This is a genomic window from Massilia sp. METH4 (assembly GCF_037094685.1).
Taxonomy (GTDB): domain Bacteria; phylum Pseudomonadota; class Gammaproteobacteria; order Burkholderiales; family Burkholderiaceae_D; genus Rugamonas.
Genome location: NZ_CP146614.1, coordinates 1,055,469 through 1,075,335 on the forward strand (window position 1 = coordinate 1,055,469; position 19,867 = coordinate 1,075,335).

The following is a 19,867-nucleotide window of genomic DNA, read 5'->3' on the forward strand; positions in this document are numbered from 1 at the left end:
TTGGACCGGATACGGGGCGCTGCGACGCGGTCTCATGCGTCGCAGCGCCATGCGTCATTGGTCGCGCGCCTCCGCATCGATCCTCGAATTCGCCGCAGTATCGCGCATGAAGCAGCAGACGATCAGCGTGCAGGCAATCACGCCGGTGGTGTACCAGTAAAAGCCGCTTTCCAGGTTGATCGACTTGAACCACAGCCCAAGGTACTCGGCCGTGCCGCCAAATACCGATACCGCCACTGCATACGGCACGCCCACGCCGGTGGCGCGGATGCTCGCCGGGAAGAGCTCGGCCTTCACCAGGGCGTTGATCGAGGTGTAGCCGGAAACGATGATCCACGCACAGGCGATCAGGCCGAACGCCTCCCATGGGCCGCTGGCGTTGCGGATGGCGGTCAGCAGGGGTACGGTGAAGATCGTGCCGAGCAGCGCGAACGCCACGAGCAGCGGACGGCGGCCGATCCGGTCGGACAGCGCGCCGTACAGCGGCTGCAGGCACATGGCGAAGAGCAGGGAGCCGGCCGAGACGGCGGTGGTCTGCGCATCGGTGAGGCCCACGGAAAGGCGCAGGAACTTCTGCATGTAGACGGTGTACACGTAGAACGCCAGCGTGCCGCCCATGGTGAGGCCGATCACCAGCAGCACTTCCTTCGGATGCTGGGCGAGCTGCTTGAGCCCGCCCATCGGCTTGGCTTTCTTGCGGGCTGCCTCGAACGATTGCGTTTCCGGCATGTCGTGACGCATCATCAATGCCACCAGCGCGAGCAATGCGCCGATCACGAACGGAATGCGCCAGCCCCAGTCACGCAGTTGCTGGTCGTCGAGCACGAAGTTCTGGAGGACCAGCAGCAGCACCAGCGCCAGCAGCTGGCCGCCGATCAGCGTAACGTACTGGAAACTGGCATAGAACCCCCTTCGCTTCGAGTCCGCCATTTCCGACAGATAGGTGGCGCTGGCGCCGTATTCACCGCCCAGGCTCAGGCCTTGCAGCAGGCGCGCCAGGAGCAGGATGCAGGGCGACAGGATCCCCGCCGTGGCATACGTTGGCGCGCAGGCGATCAGCAGCGAGCCGACGCACATCAGCAGCACCGACGCCATCAGGGCTACCTTGCGGCCGTGCCGGTCGCCGAGATGGCCGAACAGGATGCCGCCGAGCGGGCGCACGAAGAAGCCCAGCGCGAAGATGCCCGCCGTCGACATCATCTGTGCCGTCGGGTCCTGGGCGGGGAAGAACGAATTCGCGAAGTAGAGGGCGAAGGCAGCATAGCAGTAAAAATCGAACCATTCGACCAGGTTGCCTGCCGAACCAACGAAGATCGCGCGCAGCCGCGCGCCGGAAATGCGCTCGCCGCCTTGCGGCCGTGTGCCGGCGACCGGCTTGCCGATGACTGTGTTCATGGGTTGTCTCCTTTATCAAGAGCCCCATTGTCCCGATCGGCCGGCCCTGGCACATCCGCAACTCTGGCGCTACCGCCTCCGTAAAACTACGGAGAGCCACCCATCGGCGCCGCGCACCTGCTATCGTTGCCGATTTTGGCAGGGGAACTTGCATGCCATCGTTGTTCGGATCACGGCCATGGCGCCGCGTGCTCATGCTGGCCGGTGCGCTGGTCCTGATCGTGGCCACGGGGAACTGGGCCGGGGAGCGCGAACTGCAGGCCAAGATGGCGGCGCTGCGCCAGGCGACGGCGGCCCATGTGCTGGGGCTGCGCGGCCTGGTCGAGAAGCACGATTTCCTGCCGCATGCCACGGCGCGGCATCCCGACGTGCGAGCCTTGCTGCGCGATCCCGGCGATCCGGCACTGCGCGCGCGCGTCAATGCCTACTTTGCCGACCTGCAAAAGACTACCGGTGCCGCCGCCCTGTTCCTGATCGACCGGACAGGCTTGACACTGGCAGCCAGCAACTGGAACGCTCCATCGAGCTTCATCGGCCACTCCTACCGGCGGCGCCCGTATTTCGAGGATGCGCTCGAGGGCCGCCGGGGGCTGTTCTTCGGCCTTGGCCTGACGACCGGGCAATCAGGCCTCTTCATCGCGGAGCCGGTGCGCATGGGCAGCGACGTGCTGGGCGTGATGGTGGTGAAGATCAGCCTGGAACCGCTGGAAGGCACGTGGCGGCGCGGCGCCAATCCTGTCGCGCTCAGGGACAGCCGCGGCATCGTCTTCCTGAGCGGCGTACCGGAATGGCTGTTCCACAGTATCGGGCCCGTTTCCGCTGCCGACCTGAAATGGGTCGTCGAACACGGCCAGTATGGCAACCGTGACCATTTCAACGTCCTGCCCTGGAAAACCGCGCCGAGCGAAGCCGCTCCCGGCTTCACCATGCGGGCAACCGTGAACGGCCGCAAGATGGAATGGCTGGCCCTGGATACGCCGCTGCCGGAGCTGGGGTGGACCGTGACGGTGACCGAGGACATGCGCGAAGTCCGCCAGGCGCGCCGGCTGGCACTTGCCCTGGCCACGCTGGCGGCAGCCCTGCTGCTGCTCGGTGTGCTGTATTGGAGGCTGCGGGAAAGGCGCTATGCCGAACAGCAGTCCGCCCGCATCGAGCTGGAACGGCGGGTCGAGGAGCGCACCCGGGATCTCCAGGAAGCCCATGCGTTCCGCAAGGCGATGGAGGATTCCCTGTTGATCGGCATGCGTGCCCGCGACCCGGAGGGCACGATCATCTACGTCAACCCCGCGCTGTGCGCCATGGTGGGCTACGGCCCCGAGGAATTGCTGGGCTGCCGGCCGCCCTACCCGTACTGGCACCCGGACGACCTGGCCAAGCAAGCGCGGGAAAGCGATGAAGCCCTGCAAGGCCGCGCCGCGCCGCATGGTTTCGAGTCGCGGATCCGGCACAAGGATGGCCGCGATGTGATCACCATGGTCTACACCGCACCGCTGATCGACGCCCAGGGCGTGCACCGCGGCTGGATGAGTTCAGTCCTGGATATTACCGACCAGAAGCAGGCCGAGGCACGGCAACGCGACCAGGAATTGCGGCTGCAGCGCAGTGCGCGCTTGGCGAGTGCCGGCGAGATGGCCTCGACACTGGCGCATGAGCTCAACCAGCCCTTGATGGCCCTTTCCAACTTCGCCATGGCGGCGCGGGCGCTCGTCGCCCGCGGAGAGCCGGAACTGCTCACCGGAGCGCTGGATGAAATCGTGGAACAATCCGCGCGGGCCAGCGAAATCGTCAAGCGCGTTCGCGCCATGATCAACCCGCAACGGGCCGATTACTGCAATTTCACCATCGACGACGTGCTGGCCCACGCCGGCACGCTGCTCAAGCCGGAGCTGGACCGGCACGGCATGACGCTGCGCCTGGCATTGGCCGATACCGGCGTGCAGGTTCGCGGCGACAGGGTCTTGCTCGAGCAGGTTCTGGTCAACCTGATCCATAATGCCATGCAAGCCATGCAGGAGCTGCCGCGCCAGCGCCGCCGCATCGTGCTGGGCAGCGAGCGCGTTTCCCAGGGCGTGCGCATCGCGGTGACCGACCAGGGGCCGGGCATTGCAGGCGACCAGCTCGAACAGATCTTCGCGCCGTTCTTCACCACCAAGCCAGATGGCCTGGGACTGGGCCTGAACATCTGCCGCACCATCGTCGAAGCGCATGGCGGTTGCATGGCCGTCGAGAACGGCACCGATGGCGGCGCCGTTTTTTCCTTCACTCTGCCAATCGTGTCATGAAAGACCTGCCATTGACGCTCTATGTCGTCGACGACGACGAAGCCCTGCGCCGTTCCATGCTGCTCCTGCTGTTCGCGCAGGGGCTCGCGGTGCAGGCGTTCGCATCCGGCGAGGCATTCCTCGAAGCCGTGGATACGCGCCAGCCCGGCTGCGTGATCCTGGACTTGCGCATGGGCGGCATGAGCGGCCTGGGCGTGTTCGACCGGCTGCTGGCCGAGCACAGCCCGCTTGTCACCCTGTTCCTGTCCGGCCATGGCGACATTCCCACTGCGCTGGAGGCGGTGCGGCGCGGCGCCTACGATTGGGTGACCAAGCCCGATACCCAGCAATTGCTGGACAAGCTTCCCGCCGCCATCGGCGAGGCACGGGCACGCGGCCAGGCCAGCAGGCTGTGGGACGAGCTCACGCCGCGGGAACGCGAAGTGGCCCGCCTGGTCGGCCTGGGGCAGCCCAACAAGGAGATCGCCCGCGTGCTGGTGCCACCCTGCGGCCCGCGCTCGGTCGAAACCCATCGCGCCAATATCTTTCACAAGCTGCAATGCGCCAACGACAACGAGCTTGGCCGCTGGCTTGCCGCCCACCCGTGGCTGGGGTAGCGGGGTCTTTCATCCCTCCTGCGGTGCCGTCCACACCAGGTTCCACAGGTGCCCATCGATATCCTCGAACCCCTGGTCATACATGAACCCGTGATCCTCGGGCGGATGCGGCGTGCGTCCGCCGGCCGCTACCGCCTTCGCGATCAGGCTGTCCACCTCTTCCCGGCTTTCGCAACTCAGGCAGATGACGAGCTCGTTGGCTTCCTTCGCCTGCACGACGGGCTTGTCGATCAGCGTCTTGAAGAAGGCTTCGGTCGTCAGCATGGCGTGGATGGCGTCCTGCACGATGACCACCATGGCCGCGTTGTCGCCCGACACTCGTGGGTCGAAGCCAAAGCCGAGCGCGGCAAAGAAAGCCCGGGATTTTTCCAGGTCCCTGACGGGCAGGTTGAGAATGATCTGCTTGTTCATATGAAGTCTCCATGGCGAACGTGGTTGGAAGCGGTACTGCGAGCGGGTGCTGCGATAGGGCGACGTTCGGCGCGCCACGAAATCGACAGGCGCATGCAAATCTTCCGCCTGCTCTTCCATTCACGCCGTAAATACTGTCCATTTCCACATCCGTGTCGCGCAATCGGCCGCCCTGCTTTACATTGGCAAACGCCAGGTCGAACAGGAAAACCGCCATGAAGCTCCACACCTACTTCCGCAGCTCCGCCGCCTACCGCGTGCGCATCGCCCTCAACCTGAAAGGCATCGCGGCCGAGCTGGTTCCCGTCCACCTGTTGAAGGATGGCGGCGAGCAGTTCGCGGCGGCCTACGACGTGCTCAATCCTCAGCACCTGGTGCCGGTGCTGGAACACGACGGCCTGGTGCTGGCGCAATCGCTGGCGATCATGGAATACCTGGACGAAACGCACCCGCAGCCGCCGCTGCTCCCCGCCGATCCGCGCGGCCGGGCCCGCGTGCGCGCGCTGGCACAGGTGATCGCCTGCGACATCCACCCGATCGACAACCTGCGGGTCTTGAAATACCTGAGCGAGAGACTGGGCGTTTCGCCCGAGCAGAAGAACGAGTGGTACCGGCACTGGGTGGCGCTGGGCCTGCAGGCAATGGAGCGGCAGCTCGCCGGCTCGCCCGAGACAGGCCTTTTCTGCCATGGCGATACGCCGACGATCGCCGACTGTTGCCTCGTGCCGCAGCTCTACAACGCGCGCCGCTTCGATTGCGAGCTGGCGCCGTATCCCACGCTCGCGGCGATCGCCGAGCGCTGCGAGGCGCTACCGGCGTTCGATGCCGCGCGACCGGAGCGCCAGCCCGACGCGCAGTAGGCAGCGGCCCCTGGGGCGATGGCAGAGATATATAATGCTGCCTCAAGGGTGATCGTGCCATGAGCACGACAGGATTGCGCGATGGTCGGGCCGCCACGCGGTTTTTTCGCGTCCGTATCACATCACATGCCCCATACCCCGACCGTTATCCGCATCGAGCGCCGCCTCTCCGACACCTTCAAGGCTTTCGCCTCATCGAGCAAGGCCGGCGGCATCGTCCTCATCCTCTGCACGCTCGCGTCGCTGGCGATCGCCAACTCGCCGCTGGCCGCGCCCTACCTCGGCTTCTGGCACACGGTCGTGGCCGGCCTCTCGATCGAACTGTGGATCAACGATGCGCTGATGGCCGTGTTCTTCCTGCTGGTCGGCCTGGAGCTCGAACGCGAGCTGTACAACGGCGAACTGTCGGACTTCAGGAACGCCCTGCTGCCCGTCCTGGCCGCCGCCGGCGGCATCGTGGTTCCCGCGCTGATCCACTTCGGCTTGAATCACGGCACGCCCATGCAGGCCGGCGCCGGCATTCCGATGGCCACCGACATCGCCTTTGCGCTCGGCGTGCTCGCCATGCTGGGGAAGTCGGTGCCCGCGTCGCTGAAAATCTTCCTGACGGCGCTGGCGGTGATGGACGACCTGGGCGCGATCGTGGTGATCGCCCTGTTCTATACGGCCGACGTGTCGTTCGCCTACCTGCTCGGCGCACTGGCCGTGTTCGGCGCCCTGGTGGCGATGAATCGCGTGCTGCGCGTGATGGCACTGCTGCCCTACCTGCTGGGTGGCGCGGTGATGTGGTTCCTCATGCTCAAATCGGGCGTGCATGCCACCATCGCGGGCGTGCTGCTGGCCTTCGCCATCCCGTTTTCCTCCCGGCAGGATGACGTGGCGTCGCCCTCGCACCGGCTCGAACACGCGCTGCACAAGCCTGTCACCTTCCTGATCCTGCCGCTGTTCGCGCTGGCCAATACGGGAATCGTGATCGGAGCCGGCTGGGCGGCGGGCCTGCTCACCTCCAACAGCCTCGGCATCTTGCTCGGGCTCGTCGTGGGCAAGCCGATCGGCATCTTCCTGTTCACCTTCATGGCCGTGTCGCTCGGCCTGTGCCGCCTGCCGCTCGACCTGACATGGCGCCACGTGCTGGGCGCGGGGCTGCTGGGCGGGATCGGCTTCACGATGTCGATCTTCATCGCCAACCTCGCATTCACGGGCCAGCCGGCGGCGGTCGACAATTCGAAGCTGGCGATCCTGCTTGCGTCGCTGACGGCCGGTATCATCGGTTACACGTGGCTCAGGACGATGGGTGCGCGCGATCCGGCCGATCACGATCCGGACACGATGGACTTCGCTGGGGCACGCTGACTTTGTACCTTCATGTATCCGGTGGCGCTCGCGACAAGTTCGCCGCCGTTCCGGATACACGCCGACATTCCACCAATACATGGCGCTGGCCTACTGTGGTCTCACCCACTCACTGCAAAGGAAACGCCATGAAAACCATCCGCTCCCTGATCGCCGCCACCTTCGTCGCCATCGTCGCCTCCACTGGCGCCCATGCGCAGGTGGCAGGCCTGGGCCGCACCGACCTGCTGAAGGAAAATCTCGCCACGCCCGGCAAGGAACTGGTGCAGGTGCGCGTGGACTTCGCCCCTGGCGTAACGGCGCCTCGCCATGCGCACCCGGGCGAAGAAGTGGCCTTCGTGCTGGAAGGCACGCTCGAATACACGATCGACGGCCAGCCGCCCGTCACGCTGAAGGCGGGGCAGGCGCTGTTCATCCCGGCCGGCGCGGTGCACTCGGCGAAGAACGTGCATGGCGGCGAGTCGAAGGAGCTGGCCACCTACATCGTGGACAAGGCGAAGCCGCTGGTCACCCTGGCGAAGTGATCGGCAGTTCGCGCCCGATCGTTTTCCAGCCTGTTCTGCGCCAGGCTGTACAGTATGGTCTCTTGCCGCCCCCGTCGGGCTTGCGGCGCATCGCACAGGAGATCGCATTGAACATCACCCTGGAACCGGTCACCCGCGCCAACTTCGAGGCGGTGATGGATATCGAACTGCCGCCCGGACAGGCGCACTACGTGGCATCGAACGCTTATTCGATCGCGCAGGCGCACTACTACCCGGAACTCCAGCCGTGCGCCATCTGCGAGGGCGGCAAGCCGGTCGGATTCCTGCTGTTTGGCCTGCCCGAGCAGGGGGCGCCCGGCCACTACGGCATCTACCGGCTGATGGTCGATCCGGCGTTGCAGAAGCGCGGCATCGGCCGCCGCGCAATGGAATTGCTGCTGGAGGATTTGCGCGCACGCCCCGATGCGCGGCGGATCTGGATCTGTTACAAGCCGGACAATGCGGTGGGCCAGCGCTTCTATGCTTCGCTGGGTTTCCGGGAAACGGGCCTGGACGACGAGGGGAGATGATCGCCGAGATCACGCTTGCCGCGCCGGACGTGCCCTGACCGGCGCTGCGCCTGGCGCTGAGCGGCCTGGGCGGTCACGCGGTCAGCGCGCGGCTTGCGCCTGCCGCACTACCACGCGGGCATTCAGGGCAATTACGGCACCGGCCAGCGACAGCAGCCCCAGCGCCACGGCGATATTCGTGTGCGACGCCACCCAGCCGATCACGGGCGGCCCCATCAGGAAACCCGTGTAGCCCACCGTCGCGGCCGTGGCAACGCCGCCGCCGGCGGACATGCCCGGCGTGCGGGCCGCCGCGGCGAAGATCAGCGGCACCACATTGGCCGCGCCGAGGCCCACCAGCGCGAAGCCGACGGCGGCCACCGCGTAGTGCGTGCCCAGCACCGCGGTCAACAGGCCCAGCAGGATGGCCACGCCGCCGCACACCATCACGCTGGCGGCACCGAAGCGGATCGTGAGCCGGTCGCCGGCGAAGCGGCAGGCCGCCATGGCGATCGAGAAGGCGGAATAGCCGATCGCCGCCGAGGCGGGCGTGGCGCCCGTGCGTTCCGTCAGCAGCAGCGCGCTCCAGTCGACCAGCGCCCCCTCCACCGCCATGCACAGCAGGGCCAACAAGCCGAGGAACAGCGCCGGGCCGCGCGGCAGCGCGAAGTGCGAGGCGTGCGCGGCCGATGCCTGGCCCGCCATCACGCGCGGCATCACGGCCAGCGTGACCAGGGCGATGACGGCGCTCGTCACGAGCGCGCCGGAACCGTTGCCGTAGCCGCCCTGGATCAGCAGGCCGCCCAGCGCGGCGCCCACCAGGCCCCCCAGGCTGAAGAACGCGTGGAACGACGACATGGTGGGCACCCCGCGGGCGATTTCCACCTCGCTGGCGTTGGCGTTCATCGACACGTCCAGCGCGCCGTTCGTGGCGCCGAACGCGAAGGCGGCGAGGAACACGCCCACCGGGTGGCTGGTGCAAACCAGCACGGCCGTCATGGCGGCGAAGGCAAAGGCGGAGGCCAGCGTGGCGCGGCGCGAACCCCAGCGCGTGGAGAACCAGCCGGCCACCGGCATCGAAGCCATGGCACCGGCGGCGATCGTGAGCAGCAGCATACCCAGCACGCCGGTATCGAGCCCGGCGCGCGCCTGCACGACCGGCACGTGCGCGGCCCACAGGCCGATGCCGGTGCCGTTGAGCAGGAAGATCGTGGAAATGGCCCAGCGTGCCCGGGCGATGGAACGGTCGGTCATGGCTTATCTTTCGGCAAGGATGAGGTTGGGTGCGCCGGCGCGGCGCAAGGGTTCGAGCAGGTCGGCGGGAACGTCCGCCTCGAGTACAAGGTGATCGAGGTCGGCCACGGTACCGATGGTGAACGGCGCCGGGGCCCCCAGGCGGTCGTTGAGCACGGCGGCGGCGCGGCGCGCGCTGCCGGCGATCATCGCCCGCTTCAGCTCCGCTTCCTCGCCATCGCTGGCGCCCAGCCGGTCCGGCGCCACGCTGCACACGCCCACGATGCACAGGTCGGCACGCAGCGCCTGGATATCGGCCAGCGTGCGGGCGCCGAGCACGGCGCCGCACGGGGCGGAATAAGTACCGCCCAACAGGATTACCCGCGTGCGGCGGAATTCGCCCAACGCGAGGGCGATCTGCGGGCTGTTGGTGACGATCGCCGCCGCGCAGCCATCGTCGAGCTGCCGGGCCAGCGCCAGGTTGGTGGAACCGGCATCGACCAGCACCGTGTCGGTGGGCCGGATCAGCGGCCGCAGCGCCTGGGCCAGCAACGCCTTGCGCTGCTGGTCCGCTCCCTCGCGCTGGGCGAAGCTCGCCTCGCCGGTACGGCGCACGGCACCGCCGTGTACCCGCCGCAAGAGACCTGCCAGGTCCAGGTCGCGCAGGTCGCGCCGGATCGTGTCTTCCGAAGTATCGAATCGGCGCACGAGCTCCGCCGCCAATACCTTTCCTTCGCTTTCGACCGCCTCGACGATAAGGCGGCGTCGCTCTTCTGCAAATTGCATGTTTCCTCCAAGTTTTGCGTCATACTATCGTAAACACGCAAAAACAAGCAACAAAAACGCACAAACATGCATCAGCGATTTTTCAGCGGTCTTTATAAGGCGCGGCGCGCAAGGTATCGGGAAGAGGTTCGGGAGGACTGGTGTCGATCTCGCACAGCCACGATTGGGCGTATTCGACCGTTTCGCCGTGGCGGTTGCGGATGCGCTCGAACCCTGTCAGCGTAAAACGGTTGTTGCCGCACCACAGGATGCGGGGATCGATCAGGGTTTCGCGGATGACTTGGGAATTGTGCTCCATCAGCCGCGCCAGCTTGACGGGGCGGCGCAGGCCCTGGTCATCCGTATCGAGGATGCGCAGGTCGCCGAAGCGGGGGGCGGCCCGGTCGCCCAGCACGCGGCTGGGCAGCGAGACACCGCCCATCCGCAATTTGACCATCTTGATTCTCATGCTTGCCCACCAGAAAATATACTGTGTTTTTATACAGTATATCAGTAGCCGGCAAGCGGGCCGTTTTTTTGACCAGGACCGCGGCTTGCAAGCCACGCCAGGGTTGCGGTTCAGGGAAGGACGGTGCCACCACCCAGCCGCTGTACTTCATCCATAGCCTTCTGCGCATTCTCTTTCGAGAGGATCACGCGCTTGCCGTCGCGGTCGGCGTTCTTGCGGGGGATGAGGCTGCCGGTGGGGGTATAGGCATCCTCGAAGACCGGTTCCTCGTCTGCGGGATCAGACGCCGCGCAAGCGCACAGCAACGCAGCCAGCACGATGGCCGGCATGATGGCCTTCATGGCCGCTTACCTTCCGCTGCCCATGGCGTTGCTCTGCTGCTGGAGGTCATGCACCATCTTGCCGGCGTCGTCGCGCGACATCACCAGCGTCTTGGCGTCTTTTTCCACCTTCTTGCGCGGGATATTGCTGCCGGTGGGAACGTAGCTGTTTTCTTCGCTGAAGGTATTGACTTGGCCGCCGGGAGCGGGTGCCGCGCATGCGGTCAGCAAGGCGGCGGTGGTCAGGATGGCGTATCTCATGGAATCCTCCTTGTTGTCGAGCCTGCCAGCGTAGCACCGCGACGTCAGCCTGCGTCCAGTTGTGATGCATAAAATACAATTTCGCGACAATTCAAAGGGACCGCCCAGTCATCATACAACCAGGCAGGCAGCGCCTGCGGGCTGGTATAATCGCCACTTCTCGAGGAATCCCATGCGCATGACTGACCTTACCGCCACCCCTGCCGCGCCGAAAAAGCGCCACCGCAACCTTGCTCAGGGGGTGGTGGAGAGCATTGGCGCGAGCATCCGCGAGGGCGTGCTGAAGCCGGGCGAGAAGCTGCCGACGGAATCGGTGATCATGGAAATGCATGGCGTGAGCCGCACGGTGGTGCGCGAAGCCATTTCGCACCTGCAGGCCGCCGGCCTGGTGGAAACGCGCCACGGCATCGGCACCTTCGTGCTGGAACCGCCGGCCCCGGCCCTGCTGATCTCGCCGGACACGATCCGCACCATCGAAGACGTGCTGGCCATCCTCGAGCTGCGCATCAGCCTGGAAACGGAAGCGGCCTGGCTGGCCGCGGCGCGCCGCACGGACGCGCAAGTGCGCGAAATGGGCGTGGCGCTGCAGCGCATCCTGCAAGAGGGCTCGATCGAAGCCGACATGCAGTTCCACATGCTGATCGCGCAGGCGACGGGCAACCGCTATTTCGTCGACATCCTCACCCACCTGGGCACCACGATCATCCCGCGTGCCCGCCTGAACTCGGCACAGCTGTCGCACGACGAGCCGTCGGCCTACCTGCAGCGCGTGAACCGCGAGCACGAGGACATCTTCCACGCCATCGAACGGCGCGACCCCGAGGGTGCCCGCGCCGCCATGCGTACCCATCTCTCCAACAGCCGCGAGCGGCTCCGCAAGGCGCAGGAAGAAAGCGCCGGCGGCTGACCCCTCCCCCAGCAATGTTGCTTCGAAAATGGGGACAGACCCATTTTCCAGGCAATATTGCTTAAAAAACGGGGTCTGTCCCCATTTTCCGAGCAACAGATCTTTCAGTCGCATAACTCTGCTTTTTAAAACGCTTGCCCCCGCTTCGATTCAGTTGTACGATGTCATACAACGATGGCTAGCCATCAGAACCCTTCACTGTTGTTCCACTCATCAAGAAGCGAGACACTCATGCAACCGTTAGAACTCCAAAAAATCCTGAACCATGGCCTGCTGTCGTTCCCGGTGACCGACTTCGACCAGGAAGGCAATTTCCGCGCCGATACGTACGCGAAGCGCCTCGAATGGCTGGCTCCGTACGGCGCCTCGGCCCTGTTCGCGGCCGGCGGCACGGGTGAGTTCTTCTCGCTGACTCCGAACGAATACGGCGACGTGATCAAGACCGCCGTGGACACCTGCCGCGGCGTGGTGCCGATCCTGGCCGGCGCCGGCGGCCCGACCCGTCAAGCCATCTCCTATGCCCAGGAAGCGGAAAAGATCGGCGCGCAAGGCATCCTGCTGCTGCCGCACTACCTGACCGAAGCGAGCCAGGACGGCCTGATCCGCCACGTGGAAGAAGTCTGCAAATCCGTCGATTTCGGCGTGGTCGTGTACAACCGCGGCGCCTGCCGCCTGACGGCCGATTCGCTGGAAAAGCTGGCCGACCGCAACCCGAACCTGATCGGCTTCAAGGACGGCATCGGCGACATCGAACTGATGATGTCGATCTGGCGCCGCATGGGCGACCGCTTCAGCTACCTGGGCGGCCTGCCGACGGCGGAGATTTATGCCGCCGCGTACAAAGCCCTCGGAGTGCCTGTATACTCGTCCGCTGTCTTCAACTTCATGCCGAAGCTGGCGATGGACTTCTATCACGCGATCGCCAACGACGACCGCGCGACGCAGAACCGTCTGATCGACGAGTTCTTCCTGCCGTACCTGGCCATCCGCAACCGCAAGGCCGGCTACGCCGTGTCCATCGTCAAGGCCGGTGCGAAGATTGCAGGCTACGACGCCGGTCCGGTGCGCGCACCGCTGACCGACCTCACGCCGGAAGAATTCGAGATGCTGGAACAACTGATGCGAGCGCAAGGCCCGCAATAAAAGGAGAACACATGCAGCAGATTAAGGGTGAAATGATCATTGGCCGCTCCGTCGTGAGCGGCAAGGAAGGCTCCGTCAAGGCCATCGATCCGTCTCGCAACGAGCAGATCGAACCGGCCTTCGGCCTGGCTTCCCAGGCCGAGCTGGACCTGGCCTGCAAGCTGGCAGGCGAGGCATTCGATCGCTACCGCGAAACGACGCCGGAACAGCGGGCCAAGTTCCTGGAAACGATCGCCGACCGCATCATGGACCTGGGTTCCACGCTGATCGAGCGTGCGATGCAGGAAACGGGCCTGCCCCAGGCCCGCCTGGAAGGCGAGCGTGGCCGCACCTGCAATCAGCTGCGCCTGTTCGCCAAGGTCGTGCGCGACGGCCGCTACCTGACCGCCACGCTCGACTCCGCACTGCCGGACCGCGCCCCGGCACCGCGCCCCGACCTGCGCCTGCGCAAGATCGGCCTGGGCCCTGTGGCCGTGTTCGGCGCAAGTAACTTCCCGCTGGCCTTCTCCGTGGCCGGTGGCGACACTGCCTCCGCCCTGGCGGCCGGCTGCCCGGTCGTGGTCAAGGCCCACTCGGCCCACCTGGGCACCTCCGAGCTGGTCGGCAAGGCCGTGCAGCAGGCGGCGATCGAGTGCGACATGCCAGAAGGCGTGTTCTCGATGCTGATCGGTTCCGGCCAGACCATCGGCCAGAATCTGGTAGCGCACCCAGCGATCAAGGCCGTGGGCTTCACCGGTTCGCGCGCCGGCGGCGTGTCGCTGATGAAGACGGCTGCCGCACGTCCGGAGCCGATCCCCGTGTACGCGGAAATGAGCTCGATCAACCCGGTGTTCATGCTGGAAGGCGCTTTGAGCAGCAATGAAAAGCTGCCGCAGCAATTCGCCGACTCGCTGACCCTGGGCGCAGGCCAGTTCTGCACCAACCCGGGCCTGTTGATCGCAATCGATTCCCCGGCACTGGACAAGTTCCTGGAAGGCACCAAGGTCGCCCTGGCCGCCAAGGGCGCCGCCACGATGCTGACCCCGGGCATCCACTCGGCCTACAACAAGGGCGTGGCCCAGCTGGCCGCCATCGAAGGCGTGAAGCTGGTCGGCCTGGGCAAGACGAGCGAAGTGCCGTGTGGCGCCGTTGCTGGCCTGTACGAAACCTCCGGTGAACACTTCCTGGCGAATCCGGACCTGGAAGGCGAAATCTTCGGCCCGACCTCGCTGCTCATCCGCGCGAAAGACGAGGCAGAACTGGTAGCGGTAGCAGAACACGTGGAAGGCCAGCTGACGGCGGCCGTGCACGCCACCGCCGCCGACCTGCCGCTGGCGAAAAAACTGCTGCCGACGCTGGAACGCAAGGCTGGCCGCATCCTGTTCAACGGCTTCGGCACGGGTGTGGAAGTGGCACATGCCATGGTCCACGGCGGCCCGTTCCCGTCCACCTCCGACAGCCGCACCACGTCGGTGGGCGCTTCGGCAATCGACCGCTTCCTGCGCCCGGTCTCGTACCAGGACGTGCCGGCCGAGCTGCTGCCGGCCGCGCTGGACAGCGCCAATTCGCTGGGCATCCCGCGCGTCGTCGACGGCGAGCTGGTGCTGAAGTAATGGCGAACCCGTCGATCGAGCGTATCGACGGCGTGCGTTGCGCGACGGGCGAAAGCCCGGCGTGGGACGCCGCCGCCCGGGCGTGGTACTGGGTCGACATTCCCGCGAAACGCGTCTGGCGGCTCGACGCCGCCGGCAAGGCGCGCTCGTGGGACCTGCCCGAAATGGCCGGCTGCGTGGCACCTCGTGCCCGCGGCGGCCTGATCGCCGGCATGGAAACGGGGATGTACGACGTCGACCTGTTCGACAATGGCACGGTATCCACTGCCTTGCTGGGCAAGCCGTCCGACCTCGGCGCCGGCATGCGCTTCAACGATGGCCGCACCGACCGCCAGGGCCGCTTCTGGGCCGGCACCATGTTCATGGACATGAGTGCCGCGAAGGATATCGGGCAGCTGTACCGCTACGATGGCAAGGGCCTGTCGCAACCCGTCGTGTCCGGCCTGCTGACGCAGAACGGCCTGTCGTGGTCGCCCGATGGCAAGACGATGTACCTGTCCGATTCGCACCCGAAAAGCCGCTTGATATGGGCCTTCGACTACGACGTCGAGACCGGTATCCCGTCGAACCGCCGCGTCTTTGCCAACCTGGCCGACCACGTGGGCCGTCCCGATGGCGCCGTGGTCGATGCCGATGGCTGCTACTGGTCGTGCGCCAACGATGCCGGCGCCCTGCTCCGCTTCACCCCGCAGGGCAAGCTGGACCGCCGCATCGACGTGCCGTTCGCGAAACCGTCGATGTGCACGTTCGGCGGCCCGGACCTGCGCACGATGATCGTTACCTCGATCGTCTCCGGCAAGCCGGAAGACGCCGAGTGGGGCGGCAGCGTGATCCTGCTGAATCCAGGCGTGCAGGGTCTTGCCGACGCTTCCTGCGCGTTCTGAGGTAGTACACGCTGTAAAGGCAGAGCCCGTGTCTCCCGGTGCCAGGCACCGTGGGACACGGGCTCTTCTATTTTGTGGCGAGCGTTCCTTGCAGCAGACCTCACGGCTCTCATCGGCGGCTTGTCGGACCAGCCGCCTACCGATCAGCTCACGCTCCACACAAAAACTGTTTCCAGGTCGACTACACGTGGCAGTGGACGGATACGACGACCACCACCATCAAGCAGGTCAGCCCCGTGCAGGAGCCAGCGCAATACGGCATGCTGACAATCGGCCTGGCTGGCATGGCGGCACCGGCGCGCCGCCGCCGCGGGTGAAAGCCCGCGCTTAATTCCGGTGCATCGTCGACCCGCGCAGGATCAGCTGCGGCTCGATCAGCGTGAACGGTTCGGTGGGACGGCCATTGATGGTATCGAGCAGCTTTTCCATCGCCGCCACGCCCATGCGTTCGCTGTGCAGGTCGACGGTGGTCAGCGGCGGCGATGTGTAGTTGCCGTAGACGATGTTGTCGACGCCGGCCACCGAGATGTCGGCCGGGATGCGAAAGCCCAGCGACTGCGCCGCCTTCATGAAGCCGAGCGCCATCAGGTCGTTGTAGCAGACCAGCGCGTCCGGGTGCCGGGCGCCCAGCATCATTTCTGAACACAGCCGCTCGCCTTCCTGCGCGGAGGGCGACGCGGCGTCGTGGACGGCTAGCTCCAGCCCATGGGCGGCCAGGCATTCCTTCACGCCGCCCATGCGCTCCTCGTCGCGCCGCGACTTCGAAAAGCCCATATAGGCGAAGCGCCTGTGCCCCAGGGTGACGAGGTGGCGCGTCATCATGTAAGCGCCGCGGTGATCGTCGCTCGCTACCGTGGGCAGGGTCAGCTTCGGCAGGCGGCCGAAGAACACCAGCGGCTTGTCGAGGGCGGCCAGCCATTCCAGTTCGGCGTCCGGCATGCGGGAAAAGATGATCAGGCCGTCGACGCGCCGCGACAATGCTTCGAGCAGCGCCCGTTCGCGGCCAGGGTTTTCTTCCGTATCGACCAGCAGCACCGTGTAGCCGTGAGCTTGCGCGACCCGGTTCGCGCCCTTGACGATGCTGGTGAAGTGGGGGTTCGTCACATCCAGTACCGACAGGCCCACCGTCTTGGTCTTCCCCGTGATCATCGACTGCGCCAGCGGGTTCGAGCGGTAGCCCAGTTGTGCGATTACCTCGGTGATACGCGCTTCCACGGCCGGCGAAAAGCGCTGCGTGCCGTTGATGAACTTCGAGATCGTCGCGGTCGAGACGCCGGCGGCAGCCGCCACGTCGCGGATGGTGGGGACGGGTTTTTTCATGATCGGATCGGCACGGGGTGCCGGCGATCTTAACCCGGTGCCTGCGAAGATGGCAATTGCCCGGGCCGCTTGGGTTAAACGATTAACGGGAGAGTTACGGATGCTTCGGGGGAAAACCGGTGTCGAACACCATTTTCGTACCGAAAATGGTGTTCGACACCAATGCTTCATGATGCCTTGCCGCGCGGCGCGCAAGTAACAGGAACCGGTGCCAGGCTCCGTTCCTGACAGGCTCCATCTCTGGAAAACCAGAGCCTGTCGCCGGTGCTACATGCAGGCGCCGGAGGAGCCGGGCTTGGCGGTGGAGAACCGGAACGTCGTCACCGACTTGAACTCCTGTCCCGGATACAGCGCCGTGCTCGGGAACGACGGCTGGTTCGGGCTGTCCGGCAGGTGCTGCGTCTCGAAGGCGAAGCCGTCGTGCTTCTCGTAGTGCTTGCCGCTGCTGCCGCGCTCCTTGCCGTTGAAGCCGTTGCCCGTGTAGAACTGGGCGGAAGGCTCCGTGGTGAGGATTTCCAGGCGCCGGCCGCTGGCCGTGTCGTCGATCACGGCCACCCGCGCCAGCGTGCCCGGCGGCTGGCCGAACACATAGCTGTGATCGAACCCGCGCGGCGGCGCCAGCGTGCCCGTCGGCTGCGCCAGCAGCGGCGTGATGTCGGTGGGCCGCCGCAGGTCCAGCGGCGTGCCCGCCACCGGTGCCAGTTCGCCGCTCGGCAGGCGCTGGTCGTCCGTCACCGCATAGCGTTCGGCGGCGATGCAGAAGCGGTGCGTCTGCAATCCCCCGCTGCCGGCGCCGGCCAGGTTGAAGTAGCCGTGGTTCGTGAGGTTGAGGACGGTGGGCTTGTCGGTGCGGGCGGCGTACTCGATCGAGAATTCGTCGCTCGCGCGCTGGAGGCGATAGGTGACGTCGATGGTCAGCGTGCCCGGGAAGCGCTGGTCGCCATCCGGGCTCACCAGCGTGTAGACGGAACCGATCGAGCCCTTGTCGGCGAAATCGCGGCGCTTCCACACGCGTTTTTCATAGCCGTCCGGCCCGCCGTGGATCGTCATGCCGCGTGCGTTCGGGATCAGTTCGACCGTCTTGCCGTCCAGCGTGTAGCGGGCATTGGCGATGCGGCCGGCGAAGCGGCCGATGATCGCCGCGTGCTTCGATGTCGAGCTCTCGTAGGTGGCGAGGTCGGGCAGGTCGAGGATCACGTTGGCGCGCTTGCCGGCGCGGTCGGCCACCGTGGCGCCGGTGATCGTGGCGCCGTAGTCGATGTAGGAGAGCGTCATGCCGCGATCGTTCGTCAGCGTGACGTGCTCGATCGGCTGGCCGGTCTTCAGAACGCCGAAGGGCCGCACGAGGATAGGCGAATGCGTCCCCGTGCAGCCCCCGTCGGCCGCGGCGCCGGCCAAGACCAGCGCCAGCGCCAGCGCCGCCATGGTGGTGGATGAACGGATCACAGGTCGGTGATTTCCTTGTGGCGCGGCACCAGGCTCTTCATCAGGAACCAGGCCAGCAGGTAAGCCACGGCGCACAGCGTGAACATGATCATGTAGCCGGTGGACAGCTTGCCCAGCGCGCCGTAGTAGTCGAACAGGTAGCCGCCCAGCTTGGAGACGGCCACGCCGCCCAGGCCGCCGGCCATGCCGCCGATGCCGACCACGGAAGCGACGGTGCGCTGCGGGAACATGTCGGACACGGTGGTGAACAGGTTCGCCGACCAGGCCTGGTGCGCGGAGGCGCCGATGCCGATCAGGAGCACGGGCACCCAGTAGCTGATCGAGCCCAGCGGCTGGGCCGCCAGCACCACCAGCGGGAACAGCGCGATCACGAACATCGCCTTCATGCGGCCGTCATACGGCGAATAGCCGCGGTTCATGAAGTAGGCTGGGAAATAACCGCCACCGATACTGCCGAACATCGTCATCGAGTACAGCACGGCCAGCGGCAGCACGATGTCCGCCGGGCCCATCTGGTATTCGGACGCCAGGTATTTCGGCAGCCAGAACAGGAAGAACCACCAGATGCCGTCGGTCAGGAACTTGCCACCGGCGAAGGCCCAGGTCTGGCGGTAGGTCAGCAGCTTGACCCACGACACCTTCGGCCCCGCCGAGGCGGACGCGGTCGCCGCCGCGCTGGAATCGCTGCGCACGTAGGCCAGCTCGGCCGCCGACAGTTTCTTTTCCGGCGTATCGAACATCAGGTGCCAGAAGATCATCCAGACGAAGCCGATGGCACCGATGGCGATGAAGGCGGCTTGCCAGCCCCAGTGAATGGCGATCAGCGGCACCGTCAGCGGCGCCAGGATCGCGCCCACGTTGGCGCCCGAGTTGAAGATGCCGGTGGCGAACGCGCGCTCCTTCTTCGGGAAGAACTCGGCGGTCGCCTTGATCGCGGCGGGGAAGTTGCCCGCCTCGCCCACCGCCAGTACGGCGCGCGAAATGATGAAGCCCACGATGGAGGCCGGTGCCGCCACCATGCCCAGCGCCCCCATTGCGGTACCGACCGCGTTACCCATCGGCACTGCATAAGCATGCAGGATCGCGCCGCCGGACCAGACGGCGATTGCCCACAGGTAGGCGCGCTTGGTGCCGAGCTTGTCGACGATCGGGCCGGCGAACACCATCGACAGCGCGTACACGAACTGGAACGCGGCGGTAATGTTGGCGTAGTCGGAGTTGGACCAGTTGAATTCCTGGGAAAGCTGCGGCGCCAGCAGCGAGAGCACCTGGCGATCGAGATAGTTGACGGTGGTGGCAAAGAACAGCAGGGCGCAGATCGTCCACCGGTATTTACCGGCGGGTGCGACGGCGCGCTGCCCAGCACCTTGCTGGCTTACGGGCTCGTTCAGCTTCATAGGATCACTTGTGTTGGTTATCGTTTGATCTCTCGGTCTCCAGCGAGATCAGCAGCACCAGGGCGTAGCCTTAGTTGTATGTCATCGTACAACCGAACAGGGCGATAAGCAAGAAAAACCCGCTCATTGGCCTGACCAGTTTTTACGCCATGGCTCATGGTTGCCCATGGCCGGCGCCTGTGCATGGGGCCCGGAAAACC

Annotated in this window: 20 protein-coding genes; 10 read left to right on the forward strand and 10 right to left on the reverse strand. The window is 65.8% G+C overall.

Translation table 11 applies throughout. From position 1 onward, the window contains the following. Positions 1-54: 54 nt before the first annotated feature. Positions 55-1,395, reverse strand: coding sequence for an MFS transporter (locus tag V6Z91_RS04680; RefSeq protein ID WP_338767276.1), 1,341 nt, complete (start codon positions 1,393-1,395; stop codon positions 55-57). 152 nt (positions 1,396-1,547) lie between these two features. Between V6Z91_RS04680 and V6Z91_RS04685 the strand changes: the two genes are divergently transcribed. After that, positions 1,548-3,677: a PAS domain S-box protein gene (locus V6Z91_RS04685; RefSeq protein ID WP_338767277.1), complete on the forward strand. Its 2,130-nt coding sequence runs from the start codon at positions 1,548-1,550 to the stop codon at positions 3,675-3,677. Continuing rightward, positions 3,674-4,273: a response regulator gene (locus tag V6Z91_RS04690; protein ID WP_338767280.1), complete on the forward strand. Its 600-nt coding sequence runs from the start codon at positions 3,674-3,676 to the stop codon at positions 4,271-4,273. Before V6Z91_RS04685 ends, V6Z91_RS04690 begins: the two co-directional genes overlap by 4 nt. Before the next feature lie 9 nt (positions 4,274-4,282). On the opposite strand, the gene V6Z91_RS04695 is transcribed toward V6Z91_RS04690, so the two are convergent. Further along, entirely contained in the window at positions 4,283-4,684 is a 402-nt protein-coding gene (locus V6Z91_RS04695) for a VOC family protein (RefSeq protein ID WP_338767282.1), read from the reverse strand. A gap of 215 nt (positions 4,685-4,899) precedes the next feature. Here V6Z91_RS04695 and maiA point away from each other — a divergent pair, with 215 nt between their 5' ends. The 4 genes from maiA (at position 4,900) to V6Z91_RS04715 (ending at position 7,951) form a co-directional block, all read left to right on the forward strand. Continuing rightward, a complete protein-coding gene (maiA, locus tag V6Z91_RS04700; RefSeq protein WP_338767285.1) occupies positions 4,900-5,544 on the forward strand; it encodes a maleylacetoacetate isomerase in 645 nt (214 codons plus the stop codon). A gap of 126 nt (positions 5,545-5,670) precedes the next feature. Continuing rightward, positions 5,671-6,897, forward strand: a complete 1,227-nt coding sequence (nhaA, locus tag V6Z91_RS04705; RefSeq protein ID WP_338767287.1) for a Na+/H+ antiporter NhaA — start codon at positions 5,671-5,673, stop codon at positions 6,895-6,897. A 128-nt stretch (positions 6,898-7,025) separates the two neighbouring features. After that, complete coding sequence (locus V6Z91_RS04710) at positions 7,026-7,421, forward strand: cupin domain-containing protein (RefSeq protein ID WP_338767288.1); 396 nt, start codon at positions 7,026-7,028, stop codon at positions 7,419-7,421. Between the two features lie 107 nt (positions 7,422-7,528). Next, on the forward strand, positions 7,529-7,951 hold the full coding sequence (locus V6Z91_RS04715) for a GNAT family N-acetyltransferase (protein WP_338767290.1): 423 nt from the start codon (positions 7,529-7,531) through the stop codon (positions 7,949-7,951). A gap of 81 nt (positions 7,952-8,032) precedes the next feature. Here the strand turns inward: V6Z91_RS04715 and V6Z91_RS04720 are convergent, their stop codons facing one another. The 5 genes from V6Z91_RS04720 to V6Z91_RS04740 form a co-directional block, all read right to left on the reverse strand. Next, entirely contained in the window at positions 8,033-9,184 is a 1,152-nt protein-coding gene (locus V6Z91_RS04720; protein WP_338767293.1) for an MFS transporter, read from the reverse strand. 3 nt (positions 9,185-9,187) lie between these two features. Then, positions 9,188-9,949: a DeoR/GlpR family DNA-binding transcription regulator gene (locus tag V6Z91_RS04725; RefSeq protein ID WP_338767295.1), complete on the reverse strand. Its 762-nt coding sequence runs from the start codon at positions 9,947-9,949 to the stop codon at positions 9,188-9,190. 82 nt (positions 9,950-10,031) lie between these two features. Then, positions 10,032-10,397: a hypothetical protein gene (locus tag V6Z91_RS04730; protein WP_338767298.1), complete on the reverse strand. Its 366-nt coding sequence runs from the start codon at positions 10,395-10,397 to the stop codon at positions 10,032-10,034. A 110-nt stretch (positions 10,398-10,507) separates the two neighbouring features. Next, positions 10,508-10,738 carry a hypothetical protein gene (locus V6Z91_RS04735; protein WP_338767301.1) on the reverse strand — a complete coding sequence of 77 codons (231 nt, stop codon included), beginning with the start codon at positions 10,736-10,738 and terminating at the stop codon, positions 10,508-10,510. 6 nt (positions 10,739-10,744) lie between these two features. After that, positions 10,745-10,978, reverse strand: coding sequence for a hypothetical protein (locus V6Z91_RS04740; RefSeq protein WP_338767303.1), 234 nt, complete (start codon positions 10,976-10,978; stop codon positions 10,745-10,747). A gap of 178 nt (positions 10,979-11,156) precedes the next feature. Between V6Z91_RS04740 and V6Z91_RS04745 the strand changes: the two genes are divergently transcribed. From V6Z91_RS04745 to V6Z91_RS04760, 4 genes are all read left to right on the forward strand, one after another. After that, positions 11,157-11,885 (forward strand): FadR/GntR family transcriptional regulator, encoded by a 729-nt coding sequence (locus V6Z91_RS04745; RefSeq protein WP_338767305.1) that lies wholly within the window; start codon positions 11,157-11,159, stop codon positions 11,883-11,885. 231 nt (positions 11,886-12,116) lie between these two features. Beyond that, positions 12,117-13,028 carry a 5-dehydro-4-deoxyglucarate dehydratase gene (gene kdgD, locus V6Z91_RS04750; protein WP_338767307.1) on the forward strand — a complete coding sequence of 304 codons (912 nt, stop codon included), beginning with the start codon at positions 12,117-12,119 and terminating at the stop codon, positions 13,026-13,028. 11 nt (positions 13,029-13,039) lie between these two features. Beyond that, positions 13,040-14,620 carry an aldehyde dehydrogenase (NADP(+)) gene (locus tag V6Z91_RS04755; RefSeq protein ID WP_338767310.1) on the forward strand — a complete coding sequence of 527 codons (1,581 nt, stop codon included), beginning with the start codon at positions 13,040-13,042 and terminating at the stop codon, positions 14,618-14,620. After that, complete coding sequence (locus V6Z91_RS04760; RefSeq protein WP_338767313.1) at positions 14,620-15,504, forward strand: SMP-30/gluconolactonase/LRE family protein; 885 nt, start codon at positions 14,620-14,622, stop codon at positions 15,502-15,504. The genes V6Z91_RS04755 and V6Z91_RS04760 overlap by 1 nt, the downstream gene beginning before the upstream one ends. Positions 15,505-15,831: 327 nt before the next feature. Here V6Z91_RS04760 and V6Z91_RS04765 read toward each other — a convergent pair whose 3' ends face one another. The 3 genes from V6Z91_RS04765 to V6Z91_RS04775 all read right to left on the reverse strand — a co-directional run bounded on the left by V6Z91_RS04765 (position 15,832) and on the right by V6Z91_RS04775 (position 19,667). After that, complete coding sequence (locus V6Z91_RS04765) at positions 15,832-16,824, reverse strand: LacI family DNA-binding transcriptional regulator (RefSeq protein WP_338767316.1); 993 nt, start codon at positions 16,822-16,824, stop codon at positions 15,832-15,834. Positions 16,825-17,091: 267 nt separating this feature from the next. Further along, positions 17,092-18,270 carry an aldose epimerase family protein gene (locus V6Z91_RS04770; protein WP_338767319.1) on the reverse strand — a complete coding sequence of 393 codons (1,179 nt, stop codon included), beginning with the start codon at positions 18,268-18,270 and terminating at the stop codon, positions 17,092-17,094. Then, entirely contained in the window at positions 18,267-19,667 is a 1,401-nt protein-coding gene (locus V6Z91_RS04775) for an MFS transporter (RefSeq protein ID WP_338767321.1), read from the reverse strand. Before V6Z91_RS04775 ends, V6Z91_RS04770 begins: the two co-directional genes overlap by 4 nt. Positions 19,668-19,867 lie beyond the last annotated feature (200 nt).